This window comes from Modestobacter sp. VKM Ac-2982, from assembly GCF_026967935.1.
GTDB lineage: Bacteria > Actinomycetota > Actinomycetes > Mycobacteriales > Geodermatophilaceae > Modestobacter.
Genome location: NZ_JAPVBL010000001.1, coordinates 482,445 through 505,872, shown reverse-complemented (window position 1 = coordinate 505,872; position 23,428 = coordinate 482,445). Strand labels below are relative to the sequence as shown.

General features: G+C 73.7%; 24 protein-coding genes. 10 read left to right on the top strand and 14 right to left on the bottom strand.

Going from position 1 to position 23,428, the window contains the following annotated elements:
• The first annotated feature begins 122 nt into the window (after nt 1–122).
• Entirely contained in the window at nt 123–1,382 is a 1,260-nt protein-coding gene (gene ilvA, locus O2W20_RS02495; RefSeq protein WP_269170173.1) for a threonine ammonia-lyase IlvA, read from the top strand.
• 31 nt (nt 1,383–1,413) lie between these two features.
• Here the strand turns inward: ilvA and O2W20_RS02490 are convergent, their stop codons facing one another.
• A complete protein-coding gene (locus tag O2W20_RS02490) occupies nt 1,414–2,472 on the bottom strand; it encodes a zinc-dependent dehydrogenase (RefSeq protein ID WP_269170172.1) in 1,059 nt (352 codons plus the stop codon).
• A 280-nt stretch (nt 2,473–2,752) separates the two neighbouring features.
• Between O2W20_RS02490 and O2W20_RS02485 the strand changes: the two genes are divergently transcribed.
• Nucleotides 2,753–4,828, top strand: a complete 2,076-nt coding sequence (locus O2W20_RS02485) for a PTS mannitol transporter subunit IICBA (RefSeq protein ID WP_269170171.1) — start codon at nt 2,753–2,755, stop codon at nt 4,826–4,828.
• An 81-nt stretch (nt 4,829–4,909) separates the two neighbouring features.
• Here the strand turns inward: O2W20_RS02485 and O2W20_RS02480 are convergent, their stop codons facing one another.
• Entirely contained in the window at nt 4,910–5,179 is a 270-nt protein-coding gene (locus O2W20_RS02480) for a DUF2277 domain-containing protein (protein ID WP_269170170.1), read from the bottom strand.
• 144 nt (nt 5,180–5,323) lie between these two features.
• On the bottom strand, nt 5,324–6,493 hold the full coding sequence (locus O2W20_RS02475) for an acyl-CoA dehydrogenase family protein (protein ID WP_269170169.1): 1,170 nt from the start codon (nt 6,491–6,493) through the stop codon (nt 5,324–5,326).
• A 132-nt stretch (nt 6,494–6,625) separates the two neighbouring features.
• On the opposite strand from O2W20_RS02475, the gene O2W20_RS02470 reads away from it, so the two are divergent.
• The 4 genes from O2W20_RS02470 to O2W20_RS02455 all read left to right on the top strand — a co-directional run bounded on the left by O2W20_RS02470 (nt 6,626) and on the right by O2W20_RS02455 (nt 10,328).
• Nucleotides 6,626–7,216, top strand: coding sequence for a TetR/AcrR family transcriptional regulator (locus O2W20_RS02470; RefSeq protein ID WP_269170168.1), 591 nt, complete (start codon nt 6,626–6,628; stop codon nt 7,214–7,216).
• Nucleotides 7,217–7,330: 114 nt separating this feature from the next.
• Nucleotides 7,331–8,401: a FecCD family ABC transporter permease gene (locus tag O2W20_RS02465; protein WP_269170167.1), complete on the top strand. Its 1,071-nt coding sequence runs from the start codon at nt 7,331–7,333 to the stop codon at nt 8,399–8,401.
• On the top strand, nt 8,398–9,492 hold the full coding sequence (locus O2W20_RS02460) for a FecCD family ABC transporter permease (RefSeq protein WP_269170166.1): 1,095 nt from the start codon (nt 8,398–8,400) through the stop codon (nt 9,490–9,492). The genes O2W20_RS02465 and O2W20_RS02460 overlap by 4 nt, the downstream gene beginning before the upstream one ends.
• A gap of 2 nt (nt 9,493–9,494) precedes the next feature.
• The gene (locus tag O2W20_RS02455; protein WP_269170165.1) at nt 9,495–10,328 is read left to right on the top strand and encodes an ABC transporter ATP-binding protein; all 834 of its coding nucleotides are present in this window, start codon (nt 9,495–9,497) and stop codon (nt 10,326–10,328) included.
• Nucleotides 10,329–10,442: 114 nt separating this feature from the next.
• On the opposite strand, the gene O2W20_RS02450 is transcribed toward O2W20_RS02455, so the two are convergent.
• Both O2W20_RS02450 and O2W20_RS02445 read right to left on the bottom strand, forming a co-directional pair.
• Entirely contained in the window at nt 10,443–11,339 is an 897-nt protein-coding gene (locus O2W20_RS02450; RefSeq protein ID WP_269170164.1) for a hypothetical protein, read from the bottom strand.
• Between the two features lie 148 nt (nt 11,340–11,487).
• Nucleotides 11,488–13,362 carry a BCCT family transporter gene (locus O2W20_RS02445; RefSeq protein WP_269170163.1) on the bottom strand — a complete coding sequence of 625 codons (1,875 nt, stop codon included), beginning with the start codon at nt 13,360–13,362 and terminating at the stop codon, nt 11,488–11,490.
• A gap of 213 nt (nt 13,363–13,575) precedes the next feature.
• On the opposite strand from O2W20_RS02445, the gene O2W20_RS02440 reads away from it, so the two are divergent.
• Complete coding sequence (locus O2W20_RS02440) at nt 13,576–14,505, top strand: mechanosensitive ion channel family protein (protein WP_269170162.1); 930 nt, start codon at nt 13,576–13,578, stop codon at nt 14,503–14,505.
• Entirely contained in the window at nt 14,502–15,038 is a 537-nt protein-coding gene (locus tag O2W20_RS02435; RefSeq protein ID WP_269170161.1) for a hypothetical protein, read from the top strand. Before O2W20_RS02440 ends, O2W20_RS02435 begins: the two co-directional genes overlap by 4 nt.
• Before the next feature lie 2 nt (nt 15,039–15,040).
• Here O2W20_RS02435 and O2W20_RS02430 read toward each other — a convergent pair whose 3' ends face one another.
• Entirely contained in the window at nt 15,041–16,069 is a 1,029-nt protein-coding gene (locus tag O2W20_RS02430) for a zinc-dependent alcohol dehydrogenase family protein (protein ID WP_269170160.1), read from the bottom strand.
• A 224-nt stretch (nt 16,070–16,293) separates the two neighbouring features.
• Between O2W20_RS02430 and O2W20_RS02425 the strand changes: the two genes are divergently transcribed.
• On the top strand, nt 16,294–17,400 hold the full coding sequence (locus O2W20_RS02425) for a fatty acid desaturase family protein (protein ID WP_269170159.1): 1,107 nt from the start codon (nt 16,294–16,296) through the stop codon (nt 17,398–17,400).
• A 21-nt stretch (nt 17,401–17,421) separates the two neighbouring features.
• On the opposite strand, the gene O2W20_RS02420 is transcribed toward O2W20_RS02425, so the two are convergent.
• From O2W20_RS02420 to O2W20_RS02390, 7 genes are all read right to left on the bottom strand, one after another.
• A complete protein-coding gene (locus O2W20_RS02420) occupies nt 17,422–18,096 on the bottom strand; it encodes a sigma factor (RefSeq protein ID WP_269170158.1) in 675 nt (224 codons plus the stop codon).
• Entirely contained in the window at nt 18,093–18,590 is a 498-nt protein-coding gene (locus O2W20_RS02415) for a hypothetical protein (RefSeq protein WP_269170157.1), read from the bottom strand. Before O2W20_RS02415 ends, O2W20_RS02420 begins: the two co-directional genes overlap by 4 nt.
• A gap of 4 nt (nt 18,591–18,594) precedes the next feature.
• Nucleotides 18,595–19,134 (bottom strand): gamma carbonic anhydrase family protein, encoded by a 540-nt coding sequence (locus O2W20_RS02410; protein WP_269170156.1) that lies wholly within the window; start codon nt 19,132–19,134, stop codon nt 18,595–18,597.
• 73 nt (nt 19,135–19,207) lie between these two features.
• The gene (locus O2W20_RS02405; RefSeq protein ID WP_269170155.1) at nt 19,208–19,405 is read right to left on the bottom strand and encodes a helix-turn-helix transcriptional regulator; all 198 of its coding nucleotides are present in this window, start codon (nt 19,403–19,405) and stop codon (nt 19,208–19,210) included.
• Nucleotides 19,406–19,810 (bottom strand): hypothetical protein, encoded by a 405-nt coding sequence (locus tag O2W20_RS02400; protein ID WP_269170154.1) that lies wholly within the window; start codon nt 19,808–19,810, stop codon nt 19,406–19,408.
• A gap of 84 nt (nt 19,811–19,894) precedes the next feature.
• Complete coding sequence (locus O2W20_RS02395; protein WP_269170153.1) at nt 19,895–20,785, bottom strand: NAD(P)H-hydrate dehydratase; 891 nt, start codon at nt 20,783–20,785, stop codon at nt 19,895–19,897.
• Entirely contained in the window at nt 20,766–21,521 is a 756-nt protein-coding gene (locus O2W20_RS02390; protein WP_269170152.1) for a histidine phosphatase family protein, read from the bottom strand. The genes O2W20_RS02395 and O2W20_RS02390 overlap by 20 nt, the downstream gene beginning before the upstream one ends.
• A gap of 130 nt (nt 21,522–21,651) precedes the next feature.
• On the opposite strand from O2W20_RS02390, the gene O2W20_RS02385 reads away from it, so the two are divergent.
• The gene (locus O2W20_RS02385; RefSeq protein WP_269170151.1) at nt 21,652–22,233 is read left to right on the top strand and encodes a YdeI/OmpD-associated family protein; all 582 of its coding nucleotides are present in this window, start codon (nt 21,652–21,654) and stop codon (nt 22,231–22,233) included.
• Between the two features lie 135 nt (nt 22,234–22,368).
• On the opposite strand, the gene O2W20_RS02380 is transcribed toward O2W20_RS02385, so the two are convergent.
• Nucleotides 22,369–23,373 carry a C40 family peptidase gene (locus O2W20_RS02380; protein WP_269170150.1) on the bottom strand — a complete coding sequence of 335 codons (1,005 nt, stop codon included), beginning with the start codon at nt 23,371–23,373 and terminating at the stop codon, nt 22,369–22,371.
• Nucleotides 23,374–23,428: the final 55 nt, after the last annotated feature.

Here is a 23,428-nt window from a genome sequence, read left to right as displayed (position 1 = left end):
CCGCCCGGCCGGCGGACTCCCCGCGAGTGCGCAGTCGTGGTCGTCGACCCGCGCCGACACGCGGAGGCGGGCGACCACCACTGACCACTCGACGCCCGCGGGGCGTCGGGGAGGATGGGCCGGTGACCGCCCTCCGCACCTCCTTCTCCGCCGAGGTCACCGCCGCCGCCGCCCGGCTGGCCGGCGTCGCCGAACGGACGCCGCTGCAGCGCAACGCCCGGCTGTCGGAGCTGACCGGCGCCGCCGTGTGGGTCAAGCGCGAGGACCTGCAGGTCGGTCGGTCGTACAAGGTGCGCGGCGCCTACAACACGATCAGCCAGCTGGACGCCGCCGGGCGGGCCGCCGGCGCGGTCACCGCCAGCGCCGGCAACCACGGCCAGGGCGTCGCCTACGCCTGCCGGGTGCTCGGCGTCCGGGGCCGGGTCGTCGTGCCCGGGACGACGCCGCGGCAGAAGCGGCAGCGGATCGCCGCGCTCGGCGGGGACATGGTCGAGCTCGTGGTGCACGGCGACACCTACGACGACGCGGCCGCCGCTGCCGCCGAGCACGCCACGATGACCGGGGCCACGCTGGTGCCCGCCTTCGACGCGCTGTCGACGGTCGCCGGTCAGGCCACCGTGGCGATGGAGCTGCTCAGCCAGCTGGACACCCCGCCGGACGTCGTCGTCCTGCCGGTCGGTGGGGGCGGGCTGTTGGCCGGCTGCGGCACCTGGCTGCGCGAGCACGTCCCCGGCGTCCGGCTGGTGGGGGTGGAGCCGGCGGGTGCGGCGAACATGGCGGCGGCGCTGGCCGCGGGCCGGCCGGTGGAGCTGGCCGAGATCGACACGTTCGTCGACGGCGCGTCGGTGCGCCGGGCCGGCGACGTGACCTTCCCGCTGGTGCGCGACTCGGGCGCGGAGCTGGTGACCGTGCCCGAGGGGCAGGTCTGCACCGAGATGCTCGACCTGTACCAGGTCGACGGGGTGATCGCCGAGCCCGCCGGCGCCCTGGCCAGCGCCGCGCTGACCGGCGGCTCGGTCCTCGTCGAGCCCGGCCAGACCGTCGTCACCCTGCTGTCGGGCGGCAACAACGACGTCAGCCGGTACGCCGAGGTGGTCGAGCGCTCACTGGTGCACCAGGGCCTCAAGCACTACTTCCTGGTCGAGTTCCCCCAGGAGCCCGGGGCGCTGCGCCGGTTCCTCGACGAGGTGCTCGGTCCGGACGACGACATCGTGCTGTTCGAGTACGTCAAGCGGGACAACCGGGAGACCGGGGCGGCGCTGACCGGCATCGAGCTGGGCAGCGTCGACGGCCTGGCACCGCTGCTGGCCCGGATCGAGGCGGGCCCGCTGAAGATCCAGCTCCTCGCGCCGGGCACGACCGCCTACCGCTTCCTGGTCTAGCGCGGCCCCCCGCGGAGGCCGCGCCGACAGGTCACGGCTCGACGGTGACCTTGATCGCCTCGCCCTTCTGCACGATGGAGAAGGCGTCGAGGACGCGGTCCAGCGGCAGGTGCTCGGTGATCAGGTCCTTGACCGGCACCTGGCCGGTGGAGATGTACTCCAGCGCCCGCTTGTTGTGCTCCGGCGCGGACCCGTTCGCGCCGTGGATGTGCAGCTGCCGGTAGTGCACGACGTTGGAGTCGCAGGTGATCGTCGGGTTCGTCTTGGGCAGACCGCCGAAGAAGGAGATCCGGCCGTTGCGGGCGGCCATCGCGATGGCCTGCTCCTGGGTGACGTTCGCCGCCGTCGCGGTGATGATGACGTCGGCGCCCCGGCCGCCGGTGAGCTCCATGACCCGGGCGACCACGTCGGTCTCCGCGCCGTTGATGACCTCGTCGGGCTGGACGGCCTTGGCCGACATCTCCAGCCGCTCGGCGTTGACGTCGACCAGGATGACCGTGCCGACCTTGTGCACCCCGCGGGCGATCCGGATGTGCATGCAGCCGATCGGCCCGGCGCCGAAGACGACGAGGGTGTCGCCCTCCTCGATGCCGAGGAGCTCCTGGGCGTTGATGGCACAGGCGAACGGCTCGGCGGCCGAGGCCTCGTCGTAGCCGACGTTGTCCGGGATCCGGTTCAGGCCGTCGACCTTGAGCACCTGCTGCGGGACGATCATGTACTCGGCGAACCCGCCGTCGTACTGGTAGCCCACCGAGGTCTGGTTCTGGCACACCGCCATCCAGCCCTTGCGGCACTCGTGGCACTCCCCGCACGGCACCGCGGCGATCACCTGCGCCCGGTCACCCGGCGCCCAGGAGCTGCCGTAGGTCGTGTTGACGTTCGCGCCGACCTCGACCACCTCGCCGGCGATCTCGTGCCCGATGGTGCGCGGCGGGGAGAGGTTCTGGTGGCCGTTGTGGAAGATCTTGACGTCGGTGCCGCAGGTCGAGCAGTTCTTGACCTTGAGCTTGACCTCGTCCGGGCCGCACTCGGGCTCGGGGACGTCCTCGAGCCGCACGTCCTCAGGGGCGTAGAACCGCAGGGCCTTCATGTCGTCCTCCGAGTGCTGTGTCGACGGTGACGCCGTCCGGCGCCGCGGGGCTGGCCACTGACTGGGTGTCGCCGATCACTGTAGGACGGCGGCCACACACCCGGTTGGGTGGGTCTCTCTGCGATCGTGTGGGTTTGTCCGCGCTTGACCCCGGCTTGAAGGCTTGATACACAGACATACACAGATCCGGGTGATCGCCGTCACACGATCGACCGCTCAGTCAGACGCCCGAACGACCCCTGTCGATCGCGGTTGCCGATCCAGCTCAGGAGGGCCCCTCATGGCCACGACCACCCAGCCAGCCGCGCGCTCGGGAGGGGTGCGGCTGCACGTCCAGCGGTTCGGCACCTTCCTGTCGAACATGGTGCTGCCCAACATCGGCGCGTTCATCGCGTGGGGGCTGATCACCGCCCTGTTCATCGAGACCGGCTGGATCACCCTGATCGGCGACGCGGTCGGGTACACCGGCGGCTACGGCTTCGTCGAGGACCTCGGCGCCTGGGGCTCCGGCGCCGAGGGCACCGGGATCGTCGGCCCGATGATCACGTACCTCCTGCCACTGCTCATCGGCTACACCGGCGGCCGGATGATGTACGACGACAACCTGCGTGGCGGCGTCGTCGGCGCCATCGCCACCATGGGCGCCATCACCGGCTCCACGGTGCCGATGTTCCTGGGCGCCATGGTGATGGGCCCGCTCGGCGGCTGGTCGATGAAGAAGCTCGACGCGCTGTGGGCGCACAAGATCCGCCCCGGCTTCGAGATGCTGATCAACAACTTCTCCGCCGGCATCTGGGGCGGCTTCCTGGCCATCGTCGGCTTCGTGGTCGCCGGCCCGTTCGTGCAGGCCTTCAGCGACCTGGCCTCCAACCTCGTCGACGTCCTGGTGGAGAACGGTCTGCTGCCGCTGACCTCGATCTTCATCGAGCCGGCCAAGGTCCTGTTCCTCAACAACGCGATCAACCAGGGCATCCTCACCCCGCTGGGCACCACCGAGGCGGCCGAGGTCGGCCAGTCCATCCTGTTCCTGCTCGAGGCCAACCCCGGCCCGGGCCTGGGCCTGCTGCTCGCCTTCGCCCTGTTCGGCCGCGGCGTGGCCAAGGCCTCGGCACCCGGCGCGATCCTCATCCAGTTCGTCGGCGGCATCCACGAGATCTACTTCCCGTACGTGCTGGCCAAGCCGAAGCTGATCCTCGCGGTCATCCTCGGCGGCATGGCCGGCGTGGCCACCAACGTGCTCTTCGGCTCGGGTCTGCGCTCGCCGGCGTCCCCCGGCTCGATCATCGCCGTGTGGGCGACCGCCCCGCCGAGCAGCCTGCTCGGCGTCACCGCCTCCGTGCTGATCGCCGCGGGTGTCACCTTCGTGGTCGCTGCCTTCCTGCTGAAGCTGGACAAGGACGACGACGGCGACCTGACCGCGGCCACCGCGGCGATGGAGGTGAACAAGGGCAAGAAGTCGTCGGTCTCCTCGGCCCTGACCGGTGCGCGCACCGGCCGCAGCGAGGGCCCGATCCGCTCCATCGTGTTCGCCTGCGACGCGGGCATGGGCTCGTCGGCCATGGGGGCCTCGGTGCTCCGCAAGAAGGTGCACGGCGCCGGCTTCGACGACGTGACCGTGGTCAACAAGGCCATCTCCAACCTGACCGACGACTACGACCTCGTCGTCACCCACGAGGACCTGACGGACCGGGCCGAGAAGAAGACCGGGTCGGCGGTGCACGTGTCGGTGTCGGACTTCATGTCCAGCCCGCGCTACGACGAGATCGTCGAGATGCTGAAGCAGACCAACGCCGCGCCCTCGGCCGAGGAGGCCACCGCGGCCGCCGCACCCGACGGTGCCGCCGTCCCCGGGCGCGAGGCCACCGCCCCCGCCGCGGCCGGCGGCCTCTCCCGGCTGGCCGAGGACGGCGACGACGACGGCACCGACGTGCTCGCCCTCGAGAGCATCGTCCTGGACGGCTCCGCCACCACCCGGGACGAGGCGATCACCGAGGCCGGCGAGCTGCTGGTCGCGGCCGGCGCCGTCGACCCCTCCTACGTGCAGGCCATGCACGACCGGGAGACCTCGGTGTCGACCTACATGGGCAACCGCCTGGCGCTGCCGCACGGCACGAACGAGGCCAAGCCGGCCATCCGGCGCACCGCGATCTCCTTCGTGCGGCACCCCGCGGGCGTCGACTGGAACGGCAAGGAGGTGTCGTTCGTGATCGGCGTCGCCGGCGCGGGGGACGACCACCTCAAGCTGCTCGGCCGGATCGCGGAGGTCTTCGTCGACCCCGCGCAGGTCGCTCGCCTCGAGGCGGCCCAGAGTCCGGCCGACGTCCTGGCCGTGCTCGGTTCGCTGCAGCCCGCGTAGGCCCGCACGTCCACGACCGCCCCGGCCGACCCACCCGGGTCGGCCGGGGCCGTCGTACGTCAGCGGGAGTGGTCGCGCGTCTCAGCGGGAGTAGCGGACGGCGGCGCGGGCGCGGGCCTGAGCGGCGAGCACCTCGCGGTCCTTGGGCGGCGCGGTGGTGACCAGGTCGGCGAGCAGGTGCTCCGTGGCGTGCGCGATCTCCTCGACCGCCCGGTCGAACGCCGCCTGGTTCGCCTGCGACGGCTTGGTCGACCCGCTCACCTTGCGCACGTACTGCAGCGCCGCCGCCCGGACCTCGTCGGAGGTGGTGGCGGGCTCCAGGTTGTGCAGGACGTGGATGTTCCGACACATGCCCGGCAGCGTAGGCCCGCCCCCCGACCACCAAAATGGCCATCTCGGTGGTCGGCTGGGGCCCGCTCGACGGCGAGTGACAGCTGAGCGGGGTTCCCGGCGGGCCGATGCCCCGCTGGACTGTCACTCGACGAGGCGGAGCCCCTAGGGGACGACGGTGGTGGTGGGGGCGCCGCCGCGGGCCAGGGCGCGGCTGATCACCAGGCGCTGGATCTGGTTGGTGCCCTCGAAGATCTGCATCACCTTGGCCTCGCGCATGTACCGCTCTACGGGTGCGTCCCGGGTGTAGCCGAACCCGCCCAGCACCTGGACGGCGTCGGTGGTCACCTTCATCGCGTTGTCCGTGGCCACCAGCTTGGCGATCGAGGCCTGCTGGCCGTAGGGCTGGCCGGCGTCGCGCAGCCGGGCCGCGGACAGGTAGGTCGCCCGCGCGCTCTCGACGGCGGCGGCCATGTCGGCGAGCAGGAAGCCCAGCCCCTGGTGCTCGATGATCGGCTTGCCGAACGTCTCCCGCTCCTGCGCGTAGGCGACCGCGTCGTCCAGCGCGCCCTGGGCCAGGCCGGTGGCGACGGCGGCGATCCCGAGCCGGCCGGCGTCCAGCCCGGCGAGGGCGATCGAGAGCCCCTCGCCCTCCTCGCCCAGCCGCCGGTCGGCGTCGATCCGCACGCCGTCGAACCGCATGGTCGCGGTGGTCGAGCCGGTCAGCCCCATCTTGCGCTCGGCGGTGTCGGCGGTGAGCCCCGCGCTGTCGGCGGGCACGAGGAAGCAGGAGATGCCGCGCGCGCCGTCGTCGGAGGTGCGGGCCATGACCTTGTAGAAGTCGGCGTGCCCGCCGTGGGTGGTCCAGGCCTTCTCCCCGGTGAGGACGTACGAGTCGCCGTCCCGCACGGCCCGGGTGCGCATCGCCGCCGGGTCGGAGCCGGCGTGCGGCTCGGAGAGGCAGTAGGCGCCCAGCAGCTCACCGCCGAGCATCTCCGGCAGCCACTGCTGCTGCTCGGGCGTGCCCCGGGTGGCGAGCCCGAAGCACGACAGCCCGTGCACGCTCACGCCGACACCGACGCTGGCCCACGCCGCGGCGATCTCCTCGAGCACCTGCAGGTACACCTCGTAGGGCTGCCCGCCGCCGCCCAGCTCCTCGGCGTAGGGGAGGCCCAGCAGCCCGGCCCGGCCCAGGGTGCGGAAGACGTCGCGGGGGAACTCCTCGGCCGCCTCCGCCGCCGCGGCCCGGGGTGCGAGCTCGTCGCGGGCCAGCTGCCGCGTGAGGTCGAGCAGGTCGGCGGCCTCCTGCGTGGGGACCAGACGACGGACGGGCACGGGGCACCTCCAGGAGGATCGGGACGACGCCGTCCCGACCGGGGTTGCGGTACTCCTTGACGGTACGCAGTACTGCCGCCCGTACTCAACCGCTGTTCGTTGCTACGGTCCGGTGCTCGGTGAGGAGGGTCGATGACGTCACTGGAGAACCGCAGCGCCCGCGCCCCGGGACGCCGCGAGGAGCTGCTGGACGAGCTGGTCGCGGTCTTCCTGGCCGAGGGCTTCGCCACCTTCACCCTCGACGAGCTGGCCCGCCGGCTGCGCTGCTCCAAGAGCACCCTCTACGGGCTGGCCGCGAGCAAGGAACAGCTGGTCGTCGCCGTGGTGAAGCGGTTCTTCCGGCGCGCGACGACCGCGGTGGAGCAGCGGGCCGCCGAGCCGCACGACCACCGCGAGCGGATCACCGCCTACCTGCTCGCGGTCGCCGAGCAGCTGCAGCCGGCCTCCCCCGCGTTCTTCGCCGACCTGGCCGCCTTCGCCCCGGCCCGGGAGATCTACCAGCGCAACACCTCCTCCGCCGCGGCCCGCGTCCAGCAGCTGGTCAGCGAGGGCGTCACCGCCGGCACCGTCCGCCCGGTGCACGCCTCGTTCGTGGGCGTCGCGGTGGCCTCGGTGATGAGCGCGATCCACCGCGGTGAGGTCACGGCCACCACCGGGCTGGACGACGCCGCCGCCTACCGGGAGCTCGCCGACCTCGTCGTCACCGGCATCGCCCCCCGCTGAGGGAGGACCCGCCCTCCCTCAGGACGGGCCGTGGCGGGATCCTGGGAGCTGAGTAAGGTGAGCCTCACCTGCCGGCCGGGGGACCCGGCCCCACCGCCGTCCCAGGAGCCGCTCGTGGTGCACCGCACGGCCACCCGGCCACCCCAGGAGGCGCCACCCCCGGCGCCACGCCAGGGACTGCTGCGCGGCATCGCCCCGCGGGTGCTGGGGCTGTGGCTGCTGCTGGCCGTCGTCGTGGCGGTCTGCGTGCTCAGCATCGCCGTCGGGACGAGGCCGATCGGCCTCGGCACCGTGTGGCAGGCCCTGATCGACCCGAGCACCCCCGGGGACGAGACGGTCATCATCCGCGAACTGCGGGTGCCCCGGACCCTGCTGGGCGTCCTGGCCGGCTCGGCACTGGCCGTCTCCGGGGCGCTGATGCAGGGCCACACCCGCAACCCGCTGGGCGATCCCGGCCTCCTCGGCGTCACCGCGGGTGCGTCGTTCGCCGTCGTCCTCTCGATCTGGCTGCTCGGCATCACCACCGCCGGCGGGTACGTCTGGTTCGCCTTCGCCGGCGCACTGCTGGGCAGCGTCGCGGTCTTCCTGATCGGCTCCGCGGGCCGGGGGGCGCCCAGCCCGGTGAGCCTCGCGCTCGCGGGGGCGGCCATCAGCTACCTGCTCTACGCCCTGGTGCAGGCGGTCACGATCCGCGAGACGACCGCGCTGGACGCCTACCGCTTCTGGGTGGTGGGCGCGCTGGCCGGGCGGGACGCCGAGGTCCTCACCCAGGTCGCCCCCTTCATCGTGGTGGGCCTGGTGCTCGCCATGGTCAACGCCCCGGCGCTGAACCTGCTGGGCCTCGGGGAGGACGTCGCCCGGGGCCTGGGCCAGCGGATCTGGCTGGCCCGCGTGGTGGGGCTGGGCGCGATCACCCTGCTCACCGGGGCCGCCACCGCCGCCTGCGGCCCGATCGCCTTCGTCGGGCTGGTGGTGCCGCACGTCGCCCGGGCGATCACCGGCCCCGACCACCGCTGGCTGGTCCCGTACTCCACGCTGCTCGGCGTGGTTCTCCTGCTGCTGGCCGACGTGCTGGGCCGGGTCCTGGCCCGGCCGGGTGAGCTGCAGGTCGGCATCGTGCTGGCCGTCGTCGGCGCGCCGTTCTTCATCGCGCTGATCCGCCGCCGCCGGCTGGTACAGCTGTGAGCGCCACGGCGCCCGTCCGGGCCACCACCCCCCGCTCCCGGCCCCGCCGGCCGTTGCGGCTCGGTCGCGTCTCCACCACCTACCGGGTGCGCGACGTGCTGGTGCCGATCGCGGTCCTGCTGGTCCTGGTGCTGGCCGCCGCGGTCAGTCTCGGTCGCGGCGACTACCCGATCGGCGTGCCCGACGTGCTCGGCACCCTGGTCGGGCTGGGCGACGAGACCCAGCGGCTGGTCGTGCTGGAGCTGCGCGCGCCCCGGATCGCGGTGGCCGTGCTCGTCGGCGTGGCCCTCGGCCTGTCCGGCGCGCTCATCCAGACCTTCGCCCGCAACCCGCTCGCCAGCCCCGACATCCTGGGCGTCACCGGCGGGGCCGCGATCGGCGCGGTGAGCGTGATCGTGCTGGGCGGCACCGGCACCACCGCCGCCGGCGTGCTGGGCGGGATCGGCGTCCCCGCCGCGGCCCTGCTCGGCGGCATGGTGGTGGCCTTCCTGGTCTTCGGGCTCGCCTGGCGGCAGGGGGTCGATGGCTACCGGCTGGTGCTCATCGGCATCGCGCTGTCCGCGATGGCCCACGCGATCGTCAACTACCTGCTCACCCGCAGCGCCATCTGGGACGCCGCCGCCGCCAACGTGTGGATCACCGGGTCGCTGAACGGCCGTGGCTGGGACCAGGCGCTGCCCCTGGCCGTGGCGCTCCTGGTGCTCCTCCCGGCAGCCCTCGCGCTCAGCCGGGTGCTCGGCGTCCTGCAGTACGGGGACGAGACGGCGCGGGCGCTCGGCGTGCGCGTCCCGCTGGCCCAGGGCGTCGTCGTGGTGGTCGCGGTCTGCCTGGCCGCCTTCGCCGTCTCGGCGGCCGGGCCGATCCAGTTCGTCGCCCTCGTCGTCCCGCAGATCGCCGTCCGGCTGACCGCCGGCTCACGCCCCCCGCTGATCACCTCCGCCCTGCTGGGCGCACTGTTGCTGGTCAGCAGCGACCTGGTCGCCCGGACCGTGCTGCCCGAGTCCTTCCCCGTCGGCGTGATCACCGCGATCGTCGGCGCCCCGTACCTGCTCTGGCTCCTCGTCCGCGGAAGGCGGCGATCGACCCTGTGACCGTGACCGACTCCCGCACCGACTCCCCCGCCGGCCTCGGCCAGCCCCCGGCCGTCCGGCTGGCCGCCGAGGGCGTCCGGCTGGCCTACGGCGACAACGTGGTCGTCGACGACCTGGACCTCCAGCTCCTCGACGGGTCGTTCACCGCGATCATCGGCCCCAACGGCTGCGGCAAGTCCACGCTGCTGAAGGCGCTGGGGAGGCTGCTGCGCCCCACCTCGGGCACCGTGCTGCTCGACGGCCGGGCGATCACCAGCACCCCGACCCGCGAGGTCGCCAAGGTGCTGGGCCTGCTGCCGCAGACGCCGCTGGCGCCCGAGGGGCTCACCGTCGCCGACCTGGTCGCCCGGGGGCGGCACCCGCACCAGAGCTGGCTGCGGCAGTGGTCCTCCGACGACGAGGCCGTGGTCACCGAGGCGCTGAGCTGGACCGACATGGCCGACCACGCCGACTCCCCGGTCGACGCGCTGTCCGGGGGGCAGCGGCAGCGGGCCTGGATCTCCATGGCGCTGGCCCAGGGCACCGACCTGCTGCTGCTCGACGAGCCGACGACCTACCTCGACCTCGCCCACCAGGTCGACGTGCTGGAGCTGGTGAGCCGGCTGCACGCGGAGAAGGGCCGGACGGTCGTCGTCGTCCTGCACGACCTGAACCTGGCCGCCCGGTACGCCGAGCGGCTGGTCGCGATGAAGGACGGCGTCCTGGTCGCCTCGGGCACCCCGCAGGAGGTGCTCACCGAGCAGCTGCTGGCCGACGTCTTCGAGCTGGAGGCCCGGGTGGTCCCCGACCCGGTGACCGGCACCCCGATGGTGGTCCCGATCCGCCGCCTCCGCTAGCACCCCCACCTCCCCCCCGCCCCGCCCCGCCCGCCCCAGGCGGGAACGATCATGGAGCTGGCGGGGCGACAGGCCCTCGGCGATCGGCGTGTCGGCACGCTGACCCCATGATCGTCACCGGCGGCCCATCCCGAAGGCCCGGGCCACGGTGGTGACCATCTCGGCTGGACGGCGGTAGACGTCGTGGTCGGTGAAGTGCAGCAGGGTCCACCGGGTCCCGGTGAGCTGATTGGCGCGGTAGCGGTCGGAGCGGAGCTGCTCCCGGCTGCCGTGGGCGATGAGGCCGTCGTACTCGGCGCCCACCCGCCACTGCCGCCACCCGGTGTCCAGGAAGCGGCGCATCCCGTCGACCGGCACCTCGATCTGCAGGTCCGGGGCGGGCAACCCACCGTCGATGAAGCGCCACCGCATCCGGGACTCCATCGGCGAAGCGGCCCGGGAGTCGGCCAGCGGTACGAGGTCACGCAGCCGCGCCACCCCACGGAGCCCGGCCTGTGCGGCGCTGGCGGCGAGCAGCTCCTCTCGGGTGCAGGCTCCGGCGCGCAGCGCTGCGTCGAGGGTCGCCAGCCCGTGCACCGGCGCGGTCAACCGGACGACGTCGCAGGCCGTGCGCGCCGCCGGGGTCGCCCAGACGCCGTCCACGAGGACCGCGTCGTCCGTGCCGAGGCTGGAGGGGTGGACCCGGATGCCCGGCCGGCTGCGGTTGGCCAGCTGCGGCGGGCCGAGGAAGTGCAGTGCCGCCGGACCGAGGACGTCGAAGCCCCAGAGTGCGGCCGCGGTGCTGTGGCAGGCGACCAGGTCGGGTCCGACCGCCAGCGCCGCAGCCCGGACGTGGAGCGCCGGGGAGTCGGGCAGGTCGCCGTCCACCAGCACGCCCCGCCACGGCGACCGCCGCCACCGCCCCGCGGCCACCAGCACCCGGATCTCCCACTCGGAGTGGCTCTCCCGGGCCTGGGCGGTGGTGAAGACGCCCTGCTGCGCGGCGATCGTGCGATAGAGCGCGAAGTCCATCCCGGCAGCGTCCGAGCCAGGAGCCCACCACTCCCACCACACACAGGATCTGTGGACAGCCCCTCAGCCGGTGGATGAGCAGACGATCATGGAGCTGCGGTGGCGACCCGCCGGAGTGCACCGGCGGGTCGCCACGCCAGCTCCATGATCACCGCTGAGTGGGCTGGGTGGGCGGAGTGGGCTCGGTGGGCCGGGTGGGCTCGGGGTGCGCCTCGGTGTGGCCGTCCGGGCTCTGCCGGACGACCAGCTCGAAGTCGTCACCGTGCCGGGTGATCCCGTCGACGACCGCCTGCTCGACGGCCTCGCTGGCGTACGTGCGGCGCAGCACCATCGGGTCCGACCGCAGGTCCTTGGTCAACGCGACCGCCAGCCCGATCATCACGACCGCGAACGGCAGCGCGGCGATGATCGTCAGGTTCCGCAGTCCCTGCAGCGCCTCGTCCCCGCCGACCAGCAGCATCACCGCGGCGACACCACCGGTCAGCAGCCCCCAGAAGACGACCATCTTCGAGGTCGGCTCGCGGGTGCCACGCTCGGACAGCGAGGCCATCACGATCGAGGCGGAGTCCGCGCCGGTGACGAAGAAGATCCCGACCAGCAGCATCACGATCACGCTGGTGATCGTGGGGACCGGCAGCTCCTGGAGCAGCCCGAACAGCTGACCCTCGGGCGTCGCCTGCCCGGCGAGGTCCTGGCCCGACCGCTGGGCGGCGATCCCGGCACCGCCGAAGACCGCGAACCAGAACAGCGTCACGACGCTGGGCACCAGGAGCACACCGGTGATGAACTCCCGGATCGTCCGGCCCCGGCTGATCCGGGCGAGGAAGACGCCGACGAACGGCGTCCAGGAGATCCACCAGGCCCAGTAGAAGACCGTCCAGCCCGACAGCCACTCGGCGACGGCGTCCCCGCCCGAGGCGTTCGTGCGGGCGGCCAGCTCCGGGAGGTCGGCCAGGTAGGAGCCCAGCGCGGTCGGCACCAGGTTGAGGATGAAGACCGTGGGGCCCACCACGAAGACGAACAGCGCCAGCACGAACGCCAGGACGACGTTGATGTTGGACAGCCACTGGATGCCGCGGGCGATGCCGGAGAAGGCGGAGGCGACGAACGCCGCGGTCAGCACCGCGATGATGCCGACGGTGGCCGCGTTGCCGACCGGGCCGAGCCAGCCGAGGATCTCCAGCCCACTGCCGATCTGCAGGGCCCCGAGCCCGAGGGAGGCGGCCGTGCCGAAGAGCGTGGCGAAGATGGCCAGGACGTCGATCACCTTGCCGGCCGGACCCTCGGCCACGCCACGGCCGAACAGCGAGGTGAACGCGGAGGACAGCAGCTGGCCCCGGCCCCGGCGGTAGGTGCCGTAGGCGACCGCCAGCCCGACCAGCGCGTACAGCGCCCACGGGTGCAGCGTCCAGTGGAACAGCGTGGTGGCCAGGGCCGTGGTGACGGCCTCGTCGGTCTCGCCGGGAACGGTGCCCGGCGGGGGCGACACGTAGTGCGACAGCGGCTCGGCGACGCCGAAGAACATCAACCCGATGCCCATCCCGGCGCTGAACATCATCGCGATCCAGCTGATCGTCCGGAACTCCGGCCGTTCGCCGTCCGCGCCGAGCGGGATGCGGCCGTAGGCGCTGGCGGCGATCCACAGCACGAAGATCACCACGGCGGAGGCGAGCAGCACGAAGAACCAGCCGAGGTTCCCCTCGATCCAGCCCAGGGCGCTGCCGCTGGCCGAGCCGAGGCCGGTGGGGCTGAGGAAGCCCCAGGCGAGGAAGGCCAGGGAGATGACGGCCGCGACCCCGAAGACCGTCCGGTCCAACCGCGGGCGGCGGTCGTGCTCCTGGGTCGGCGGCTGGGCGATCGCCGGGTGGGTCTCGCTGGGGACGTCGGGGTCGAGCACGTCGTCGATCGTCTGCTCTGACGGCGTGGCGTCAGGGGCCGCGGTCTCGTCGTGACCTGGGGTCACGGCGGCGCTGGTCGAGCCGGGCAGCGGCTGACCGGGCGGGTCGTTCGATGGCTTCGTCACGTGGTGCGGCGCCTGCTCGGCGCCCCTCCCCTCCAGGTCGGTGCGCAGGTCCAGCGCGATGGTCGCTGCGTGGACAGCTGGTTGCAGAGATCCACGGTCGGGGCAGACGGGCCAGGATGCAAATCCTGACCCCCCGAGCCCAGCTGTCCCACCCAGCTCCCGCACACCACCCAGGCGACCGGTACACAGCCCGACGGGCCACACTGGACGTCGATGAACCTGCTCGCCGCCGGACCGGTCACCGACTTCTTCTACTGGATCCGCGGACCCGCCCTCGACGCCCTCCTGATCGTGCTGGGCGCCCTGCTGCTGGCCCGGCTGATCAGCTGGGCCGGCAACCTGATCACCGACCGCATCGACGCCGCCGCGACCGACTCCGACGCCCTCGTGCGCTCCGAGGCGGCCAAGCACCGGCACTCGCTGACGCAGGTGCTGACCTGGGCGGCGATCGTGCTGATCTGGTCGATCGCGGTCATCTTCGCCCTCGACCGGCTGGGGCTGCCGGTCACCGGTCTGGTCGCCCCCGCCACCGTGCTCGGCGTCGGGCTCGGCTTCGGGGCCCAGCGGGTCGTCGGGGACGTGCTGGCCGGCTTCTTCCTGATCACCGAGCGGCAGTACGGCTTCGGCGACGTCGTCTCCATCCAGGTGGTCGGCGGCATGGAGCCCGCCGAGGGCACGGTCGAGGACGTCACCCTGCGGATCACCCGGGTGCGCTCGGTGGACGGGGAGGTGGTGATCGTGCCCAACGGCCAGATCGTGAAGGTCACCAACCTCTCGCGCGACTGGGCCCGGGCCGTCGTCGACGTGCCGGTGCCCGCGACCGCGGACGTCACGCGGGTGCAGGAGGTGCTGCGGGAGGTCGGGCAGCAGGCCTTCGCCGACCCGCGGCTGCACAAGCTGCTGCTCGACGAGCCCAGCGTGATGGGCGTGGAGAGCCTCTCCCTGGACGAGGTCAACCTGCGGGTCGTCGCCCGTACGCTGCCGGGCAAGCAGTTCGACGTGGGCCGCGACCTCCGGGCCCGGGTGGCGCTGGCGCTGTCCCGCGAGGGCGTGTCGGTGCGCGCCACCACCGTGCAGGACGGCGTGAGCATCCAGGACGAGGCACTGGCCGAGGACCGGGCACGGAGCGGAGGCGCGGCATGAGCACGTCATCGGACGACCAGCCCACCAAGGTGCTGCCGCAGACCACCGCCGAGCCACCGGCGCACGCCGCCCCGGCCACCCGGCGCACACCGGGCTGGCCGAGCTCGGTGCCCGCGCACATCGGGCGGTTCCGGACCTCGAGCGTGGTCCTCGGGGTCCTGTTCGTGGTGCTGTTCGTGCTGAACCTCCTCCTGCCCCAGCCGGACAGCGGAACGTCGCCGGTGGTCCTGCCCAGCGGGGAGACGATCGCCGTGCCCAACTCGCTGCTGCCGAGCGACGCCCGCACCACGACGACCCCGACGCCGACGAGCACCCCGACGGCGCCGAGCAGCGAGGTGCCGACGGAAGACGAGGAGCCGGTGACCACGCCGTCCCGCCCCACCACCCGCGCACCGGCGTCGACCCCGACGCCGACCCGGGCGCCGTCGCCGACCACCGCGACGACCGAGGAGGAGCCGACCGACGACGAGACGACGGAGTCCGAGCCGACCCCCACCACCGCGGACGAGACGACGGCCGACCCGACCGACTGAGCTCAGAACGAGGTGACGACGGCGATCCCCGGGTCCCGGCCCACGGCGACCAGCGCCGCCCCGGCGTCGTCCAGGCCGAGCTGGCGGGTGACCAGCAGCTCCGGGCGCAGCCGGCCGGCCGTGATCAGCGAGAGCATCGCCGGGTAGTCGGCCGCGGCCATGCCGTGGCTGCCCAGCAGGGCCAGCTCACCGGCGATCACCCGGTCCATCGGGATCTCCGGGCGGCCGAGCGCGGGCGGCAGCAGGCCCACCTGCACGTGCCGGCCGCGCGGGCGCAGGCTGCGGATCGAGTTCAGGCAGGTCACCGCGGCGCCGAGGGCGTCCAGCGAGACGTGCGCACCGCCACCGGTCAGTTCGGCGACCGCGGCGGGGACGTCACCGGCGCCGTCCACCGTGTGCTCGGCGCCGCAGGCCCGGGCCAGCTCCAGCGCTCCGGGCGCCACGTCGACGGCCACCACCCGGGCACCCGCGGCCACCGCCACCTGCACCGCGGACAGCCCGACACCGCCGCAGCCGTGCACCGCCACCCACTCCCCGGGGCGCACCCGGCCGACACCGGTGACGGCCCGGAAGGCGGTGGCGAACCGGCAGCCCAGCCCGGCCGCGGTGGCGAAGGGCATGTCCGCAGGCAGCGGGACCAGGTTGACGTCGGCGGCGTCCAGGGCGACGAACTCGGCGAGTGAGCCCCAGTGCGTGAACCCGGGCTGGGTCTGGTCCACGCAGACCTGCCCGTCGCCGTCCCGGCACGGCCCGCAGTGCCCGCACGCGCAGACGAACGGCACGGTCACCCGATCGCCCACCGACCACGTCCGCACCCGGTCGCCGACCGCGGCCACCGTGCCGGCCAGCTCGTGGCCGGGGACGTGCGGCAGGACGACGTCGGGGTCGTGGCCGGACCAGCCGTGCCAGTCGCTGCGGCAGATGCCGCTGGCGCCCACCCGGACGACCACGCCGTCCCGGCCGGGCGCGGGGTCGGGAACCGACCGGACCGTCAGCGGACCACCGAACTCCTCGAACACCAGAGCACGCACCCCGACAGCCTCCCCCGTGGGGCCGGGGCCACCGCACCGGCCCCTCTGGGCCGGTGTGTCCGGCTCCTCCCGCGTACCACCCCGCAGGACCCGCGTGGCACAGGTGTGCTCTGTCGCCTACCGTCGGCGGCACGCGGTGCTCCATCCAGACGTAGCGCGGCCTCCTGTCCTCGCCGGCCACCCCGGCGCACCCGGAACAGCCCGGGACCAGCCTGAGAGAGCAGATGACCGCAACCACCCTGGAGGGCTCCACGCCTCCGCCCGCTCGGCAGCCCCGCTCCGAGCGCCCCCGCGACCGCCAGGTCAGCGTCTACGCCGCGCTCTCCCAGCAGGTGAAGGACGCCGGGCTGCTGAACCGCCGCCGCCCGTACTACGTGGTCTCGATCGCGCTGACCGTGGCCGCCTTCGCCGGGGTCTGGGTCGCGATCGTGGCGCTGGGCGACTCCTGGTGGCAGCTGGGCCTGGCCGTCGTCCTCTCGCTGGTGTGCACGCAGTTCGGCTTCCTGGGCCACGACACCGCGCACCGGCAGGCCTTCGGTTCGCACCGGGCCAACGAGTGGAGCTCCCGGGTGCTCTCCTGCGGCTTCGCCGGCATCGGCTACGGCTGGTGGATGCAGAAGCACAACCGGCACCACAACGCCCCGAACCAGATGGGCAAGGACCCTGACATCGAGTCCGCGGTCCTGGCCTTCACGCCGGACGACGCCGAGGAGCGGATGACCGGCCTGCGCGGCTGGTGGACCCGGCACCAGGGCTGGGCGTTCTTCCCGCTGCTGTGCTTCGAGGGCGCGGCCCTGCACGCCAACAGCGTCGCGACGCTGGCCCGGGAGAAGACGATGCCGCACCGCCGGCTGGAGATCGCGATCATCGCGGTCCGGCTCGGGCTGTTCGTCGCCGCCGTCTTCCTGATCATGCCGCCGCTGCTGGCCGTGGCCTTCATCCTGGTCCAGCAGGCCGTGTTCGGTCTGCTGCTCGGGGGCTCGTTCGCGCCCAACCACAAGGGCATGCCGATCGTCCCGAAGAACGCCAAGGTCGACTTCCTGCGCCGTCAGGTGCTCATGTCGCGCAACATCAAGGGCGGCCGGGTCACCGACTTCATGATGGGCGGCCTGAACTACCAGATCGAGCACCACCTCTTCCCGAGCATGCCGCGGCCGAACCTGAAGAAGGTCCAGCCGATGGTGCGCGCGCACTGCGCCGAGCACGGGATCAGCTACACCGAGACGTCGCTGGTGGGCTCCTACCGGATCGTCGTCCAGTACCTCAACCGCGTCGGGCTCGGCGAGCGCGACCCGTTCGTCTGCCCGCTGACGGCGTCGACCCGGAACTGACGCTCTCGCGGGGTTCCTCAGTCACCCGGTGACCAGCACCAGCACCAGCAGGACGACGAGGACGAGGAACCCCGCCAGGGCGATCAGCCCGGCCCGGTGACGCCGCTGCGACCGCTCGCCGTCCAGCACCCGGGTGTGGACGCCGTCGGGCTCGGCGGGGGTCCGCGCGGCCAGCTCCCGCACCCGCACCCCGGCCTGCGCGCCGTCCACCTCGAGGACCTCGCCGAGCGAGGTCGACGCCCGCTCGACCAGCGCCCGGACGTCGTCCGCCGAGGCACCGAGCGCGTCGGCTGCCTGCTCCTCCGTGAGCCGCGTGCCGTGCCGGAGCACCACGGCCACCCGCTCCACCGGGGCCAGCTGCGCCAGCGCGGCGGCGGTCTCGTCCGGCGGGACAGGGTCTGGTCTCGCCGGAGCGAAGCCGGGGACGCCGGCGGCACCGGCGAACAGCGGGGAGTGGGCGAACGACTCGCCCACCCGGCTCCACCGCCGGCCCAGGTGGGCGGCCACCAGCTCCCGCCGGACGGCGGCCAGCGCCTCCGTCCGGTCGGCGAACCGGTCCCAGCGGCGGTGGACGGCGATCAACGCCTCCTGCTGCAGGTCCTCGGCGGCCCGGCGGTCACCGGTGAGCAGATGGGCCGTGCGGAAGGACGCCACCGACACCGCGGCGACGAACTCCTCGAACGACCCGGCGCTCATCCGTGCCCGGGCGACGCCACCGGCTCGGACCAGCCGGCCAGGTGCCCGATCCACGCAAGGGCCAGCCAGGCACCGGTCAGCGAACCCCGGTCCGACCCGTCACTCACGACCAGTCGCCACTCCGCCTCCGGGTGGCGGGGCGAGCGCGAGCCGGTGCCCGGCACCGCCTCCACCACCCGCCACGCCTCCACCGGGAGCCGTCGCGCCGGCCTCCCTGCCGGGGTCGCCCAGACCCCGGTCCGGGTCGCCTGCACCGGCTCGGACGGGCCGGAGTCGGGCAGCCGCAGGGTCAGCGGGCCGAGGTCCAGGTAGTCGTCCGGGTCGGCCGGCACGGTCCACCCGGGTCGACGAGCGCCGATCCCGGCGTCCGCGCCCAGGGTCGCCAGCGCGGAGACCAGGTGGACGACCCCGCCGAGGAACCGGCCGGCCCGAAGGGCCGCTGAGGTGTCATCGACGGTCCAGGAGACCTGACGGCGCAGCTCCTCGGCGCTCACCGGCTCAGCCCGCCCCCTGCACCCGCCGGACGGCGCGGTGCTGGTCGAGCCGGTCGGTGTAGCTCTTCGCGTTCAGCGCGATCGCCGTCCGGTCGTCCTCGGTGGTCTCCCGCCGCACCTTGGCCGGCACCCCGGCCACCAAGGAGTTCGGCGGGATCTGCGCACCCTGCATGACCACCGCGCCGGCGGCGACGATCGAACCGGAGCCGATGTGCGCGCCGTTGAGCACGGTGCTGCCCATGCCGACCAGCACGTCGTCGTCGACCCGGGCGCCGTGCAGCACGACGTTGTGGCCGACGGTCACGCCGCGGCCGATCACCAGCGGGTGCCCGGGGTCGCTGTGCAGGGTGGAACCGTCCTGGACGTTGGAGTCCGCACCGATCTCGATGACCTCCGAGTCGGCCCGGGCGATGGCGCCGTACCAGATGCTGGCGCGCGGGCCCATGACCACCTTGCCGACGACGACGGCCGTGGGGGCGATGAACGCCTGTTCGTCGATCTCCGGGGCACCGAAGTCGAGGGCTCCGATGTAGCTGTCAGCCACGTTGCTGCACTCCTCACCGAGGTCGCGGGCGGTTCCCGCTGCTGGGCGCAGCAGATCACACCGGGGCGCGGCGTCACTCGCCGTCCGGGTCGAACACGTCCTCGATCCGGCAGCCGAAGAGCGCGGCGATCCGGAAGGCGAGCGGCAAGCTGGGGTCGAACCGCCCCTTCTCCAGGGAGATCACCGTCTGCCGGGAGACGCCCAGCTCCTCCGCCAGCCGCCCCTGCGACCAGCCGCGGGCCTGCCGCCGGTCGGCCAGGTCGTTGCGCACTCAGGCGGCGCGGCGGCGCAGCACGGTCAGCCGCACAGCGACGTCGGCGAAGCCGAAGAGGAGCAGCCACATGAGCACCGAGGAGGCCGGCAGGTCCAGGTCCGTGACCGCCAGCGCGAACGCGCCGAATCCGGCGACGATCACCAGGTCGAGGAAGGCAGCGGAGGTGCTCTGCTGCAACCACTGGTGCTCGATCGTCTCCTCGACGTGCGCCGGCGGGTCCTCTCCCGTCACGCCGGCGAGGAACACCAGCCAGCCCACGCCGTAGGCCGGTCCGACCGTGCAGGAGGCGAAGACGACGGCGCGCAACCAGAACTCGTCGGGTTCGAAGGCGCCTGCGAGAACACCGATCCCGCCGGCGATCAGCAGTCCGGTGAGCGCGGCGGCGACGTGACGGCGGACCATGGACGACTCCTCGGTGACAAGCTCGCTTGACATGTGCAGTCGACCAGTCCTGCGGTCGGGTGTCAAGCGTGCTTCACACGACGGTCAGAGGTCCACCTCGGCCATCACCCGGGGGATCTCCGGCGGCAGCTCCCGGGCCAGGAAGCCCAACCGCCCGACCGTCGCGGCCAGCCGCTCACCGGCCCGGCCGTGCACGTGCGCGGCCCAGACGGCGGCCTGGGCGGGCTCCGCACCGCGGGCCAGCAGCCCGGCGACGATCCCGGCCCGCACGTCACCGGAGCCGGAGACGCCGAGCCCGGCACCGCCGCTCTCGTCCGCCCAGAGCCGACCGTCGGGCACCGCGATCCAGCTGGTCGCCCCGCCCAGTGCGACGACGGCGTGGGCCTGCTCGGCCAGTCGCTGCGCGGCACCCGCCAGGTCGTCGTCCAGCTCCTGTTGTCCCGCGTGCAACGCGATCGCCAGCTCCGTGGGGTTCGGGGTGAGCACCACGTTGCCGCCCAGGTGGTGCAGGCAGGCCGGGTCGGCGGTGACGGCGGCCAGCCCCAGCGCGTCCAGGGCGACCGGCCCCTGCAGCTCGGGCAGCAGCTCCTCCACCAGGCGCCGGGTCTCCGGCTCGTCGGCCATGCCCGGCCCGATCAGCACTGCGGAGGCCTGCTGGGCCAGGTCGAGGAGCAGCTCGGCCGAGGAGCCCCGGATGGCGCCGGCCTCGGTCGACGGCACGCCACGGACCAGCGCCTCGGGGAGCGAGATCGACACGTGCGGGGCGACCTTCGAGGGCACGACGACCTGGAGCTTGCCGGCGCCCGACCGCAGCGCGGCCTCGGCGGCCAGCAGCACCGCACCCACGGTCTCGGTGCTGCCCCCGACCACCAGGATCGAGCCGCGGGCCTCCTTGCCGCCGGTCGGCTCGGGCAGCCGCCAGTCGCGGAGCACCTGGGGGCTGACCAGGGTGTGGTCAGGCCGGGGTCGGGACATCGGTCTCCTCGGTCACGGGCGCGCCGCCCGCCGGGTCGGCGTCGTCCAGGTGGTCGACGTCGTTGAACCGGGCCAGCCGGAACTGCCCGCCGTGGGCCGACTCGTAGCGGGTCACGGAGGTGTTGGCGACCTGCTCGGCCCGGTCGATGTCCAGCAGCTGCTGCTCGGAGAGCTCCTCCAGCACGTACCGGAAGACCATGATCACGGCCTGGTGCGAGACGCAGAGCAGCCGCTCGCCGTCGTGCCGCAGCGCCTCGGTGGCCAGCAGGCTGCGGACCCGCAGGGCGACGTCGGCCCAGCTCTCCCCGCCCGGAGGCCGGTAGTAGAACTTGCCCAGCAGCTCGCGCCGCCCCGCCTCGTCCGGGTGCTCCTCGCGGATCCCGTGCCGGGTCATCCCGTCGAAGACGCCGAAGTCCCGCTCTCGCAGCCGCTCGTCGTAGCGGATGGTCAGGTCCAGTCCGCTGGCCGCCACCGCCCGCCGGGCGGTCTCGGCCGCGCGGCTGAACGGCGAGCTCAGCACCGTGGTGGGGCGCTCGTCCGCCGGCAGCGCCGCCAGCCACGCCCCGAGGGCGTCGGCCTGGCGTTCGCCGGTGTCCGACAGCGGGACGTCGGGGTCACGGACGTCGAGCTCGAGTCGGCCCGACCCGGTCTCGTGCGCGTGCGCATCGGCCAGGTTGCCCACGCTCTCGCCGTGCCGCACCAGCCACAGGGCGGTGGGACCAGGTGCCCGTGCCATCGGTCGTCCCGTCGTCGTCGCGGCGCCCCTGCTGAGCGCCGTCCGCCCTGCGGTAGCCGACCGGCCGCCCGGACAAACCGCACGCCGGTCCCCCTGGACGGCGCGGGCGCGGCTGCGGACGATGACCGGCGTGGCCGACGAGAGCACGTTCCAGACGCGGGCGTTCGCCACCGCCGCCGACTTCGACGCCTGGCTGGCCGCCGAGCACGACCGGGCGCCGGGGCTGTTCCTCAAGGTGGCCAAGAAGTCGGCGGGCATCCCGTCGCTGACCGCGGCCGAGGCGGTCGAGGTGGCGTTGTGCCACGGCTGGATCGACGGCCGGGCCAACCGGGTGGACGACGACTGGTTCACCGTCCGGTACACGCCGCGGCGACCCAAGAGCGTCTGGTCGCAGAAGAACGTGCAGTCGGTGGCCCGGCTGACCGCCGAGGGCCGGATGCGCCCGGCGGGGCTGGCCGCGGTCGAGGCCGCACAGGCCGACGGCCGCTGGGACCGGGCCTACGCCGGCCCGGCCACCATCACCGTGCCCGAGGACCTGACCGCCGCGCTGGCCGCCGTCCCGGGGGCCGCCGAGGCGTTCGCCGGGCTCGACGGGGCGAACCGGTACGCCGTGCTGTGGCGGGTGCACACCGCCGCGACCCCGCAGACCCGGGCCAAGCGGATCGCGGCCTGCGTCCAGCTGCTCGCTGACGGGCGCCGCATCCACGACTGAGCCCAGCGCCTACTGAGCCCAGCGGTGATCAGGTGCCCTGATCGAAAACACTCCCCCCGCACCAACGTTGGTGCGGGGGGACACTCGGTGATCAGGCCACCTGATCACCGTTGAGGGCCGGGGCTGGAGCTGGGGTCAGCCGGTGACGCGGCGGGCGCTGACGTAGCCGCCCTTGTCCACGCTGGTGACCGCGACAGGCCGGCCGGAGACGCTGGCGTGCACCATCTGGCCGTTGCCGATGTACATGCCCACGTGGCTGATCGGCGAGTAGAAGAAGACCAGGTCGCCGGGCTGCAGGTCGGCGCGTGACACGGCGACGCCCATCCCCGACTGCGCGCGGCTGGAGTGCGGCAGCGAGATCCCGGCCGCGGCGTAGGCGTACTGGGTCAGGCCGGAGCAGTCGAAGGAGTCCGGGCCCTCGGCACCGATGCCGTACATGTCGCCGATCTGGGCGAGCGCGGTCTGCACGGCGACCCCGGCGGCCGCGGTGGGGGCCGGTGCGGGGGCGGGGGCGGCGACCTCGGGCCCGGAGATGACGTTGTGCACCCGCACCTGGTCGGCGGCCGACAGCCGGGCGAGGTCGGCCTGGTAGCCGGCGAGCTCGCCCTCCAGCTGGTCCTTCTGCGCCCGCAGCTCGGCCTGCGCCGCCGTTGCGGCCGCTGCGGCAGCGGCGGCGTCCTGGTGCGCCTGCTCGGCGGCGGACCGTGCGGTGGCGGCCGTGGCGACGATGGCGTCCGCGTGCGTGGCCAGCTGGTCCAGGGTGTTCATCTGCTGGATCAGCGCGTCGGCCGAGCCGCTGGTCAGGAAGGCGGCGAGCCGGCCGCGGGTGGTGCCGACGTACCCGGTCTGGGCGATCGCCCGCAGCTGCGGCTCCAGCGCGGCGAGCTGCGCCTGCGCCTGGGCGGCGGTGGCAGCGGCGGCGTCCGCGGCGGCCTGGTGCTCCTCCGCGGCGGCCTCCGCCTCGTGGACCTGCTCGTCCAGGGCGGTGATCTCCAGCCCGGCGTCGGTGACGGCCTTCCGGGCCTCGGCCGCGGTGGTCGGGGCGGCGGCGCCGATCGACGGGGTCAGGACGACGGCCGCGCCGACGGTCAGCGCGAGGGCGGCAGCGCGCGTCCACCGCCGGTTGGTCGATCGGTTCACTGGGCCTCCGTCTGCGCACGTTCCGCCCGGGGAGGGGCGAGGGACTCCGTGCACG

What these genes read in the sequence shown, in the direction of transcription:
- O2W20_RS02490 (WP_269170172.1), bottom strand. Translation starts at nt 2,472, where the DNA reads ATGAAGGCCCTGCGGTTCTACGCCCCTGAGGACGTGCGGCTCGAGGAC.
- O2W20_RS02485 (WP_269170171.1), top strand. Translation starts at nt 2,753, where the DNA reads ATGGCCACGACCACCCAGCCAGCCGCGCGCTCGGGAGGGGTGCGGCTG.
- O2W20_RS02480 (WP_269170170.1), bottom strand. Translation starts at nt 5,179, where the DNA reads ATGTGTCGGAACATCCACGTCCTGCACAACCTGGAGCCCGCCACCACC.
- O2W20_RS02470 (WP_269170168.1), top strand. Translation starts at nt 6,626, where the DNA reads ATGACGTCACTGGAGAACCGCAGCGCCCGCGCCCCGGGACGCCGCGAG.
- O2W20_RS02450 (WP_269170164.1), bottom strand. Translation starts at nt 11,339, where the DNA reads ATGGACTTCGCGCTCTATCGCACGATCGCCGCGCAGCAGGGCGTCTTC.
- O2W20_RS02440 (WP_269170162.1), top strand. Translation starts at nt 13,576, where the DNA reads ATGAACCTGCTCGCCGCCGGACCGGTCACCGACTTCTTCTACTGGATC.
- O2W20_RS02435 (WP_269170161.1), top strand. Translation starts at nt 14,502, where the DNA reads ATGAGCACGTCATCGGACGACCAGCCCACCAAGGTGCTGCCGCAGACC.
- O2W20_RS02425 (WP_269170159.1), top strand. Translation starts at nt 16,294, where the DNA reads ATGACCGCAACCACCCTGGAGGGCTCCACGCCTCCGCCCGCTCGGCAG.
- O2W20_RS02420 (WP_269170158.1), bottom strand. Translation starts at nt 18,096, where the DNA reads ATGAGCGCCGGGTCGTTCGAGGAGTTCGTCGCCGCGGTGTCGGTGGCG.
- O2W20_RS02400 (WP_269170154.1), bottom strand. Translation starts at nt 19,810, where the DNA reads ATGGTCCGCCGTCACGTCGCCGCCGCGCTCACCGGACTGCTGATCGCC.
- O2W20_RS02395 (WP_269170153.1), bottom strand. Translation starts at nt 20,785, where the DNA reads ATGTCCCGACCCCGGCCTGACCACACCCTGGTCAGCCCCCAGGTGCTC.
- O2W20_RS02390 (WP_269170152.1), bottom strand. Translation starts at nt 21,521, where the DNA reads ATGGCACGGGCACCTGGTCCCACCGCCCTGTGGCTGGTGCGGCACGGC.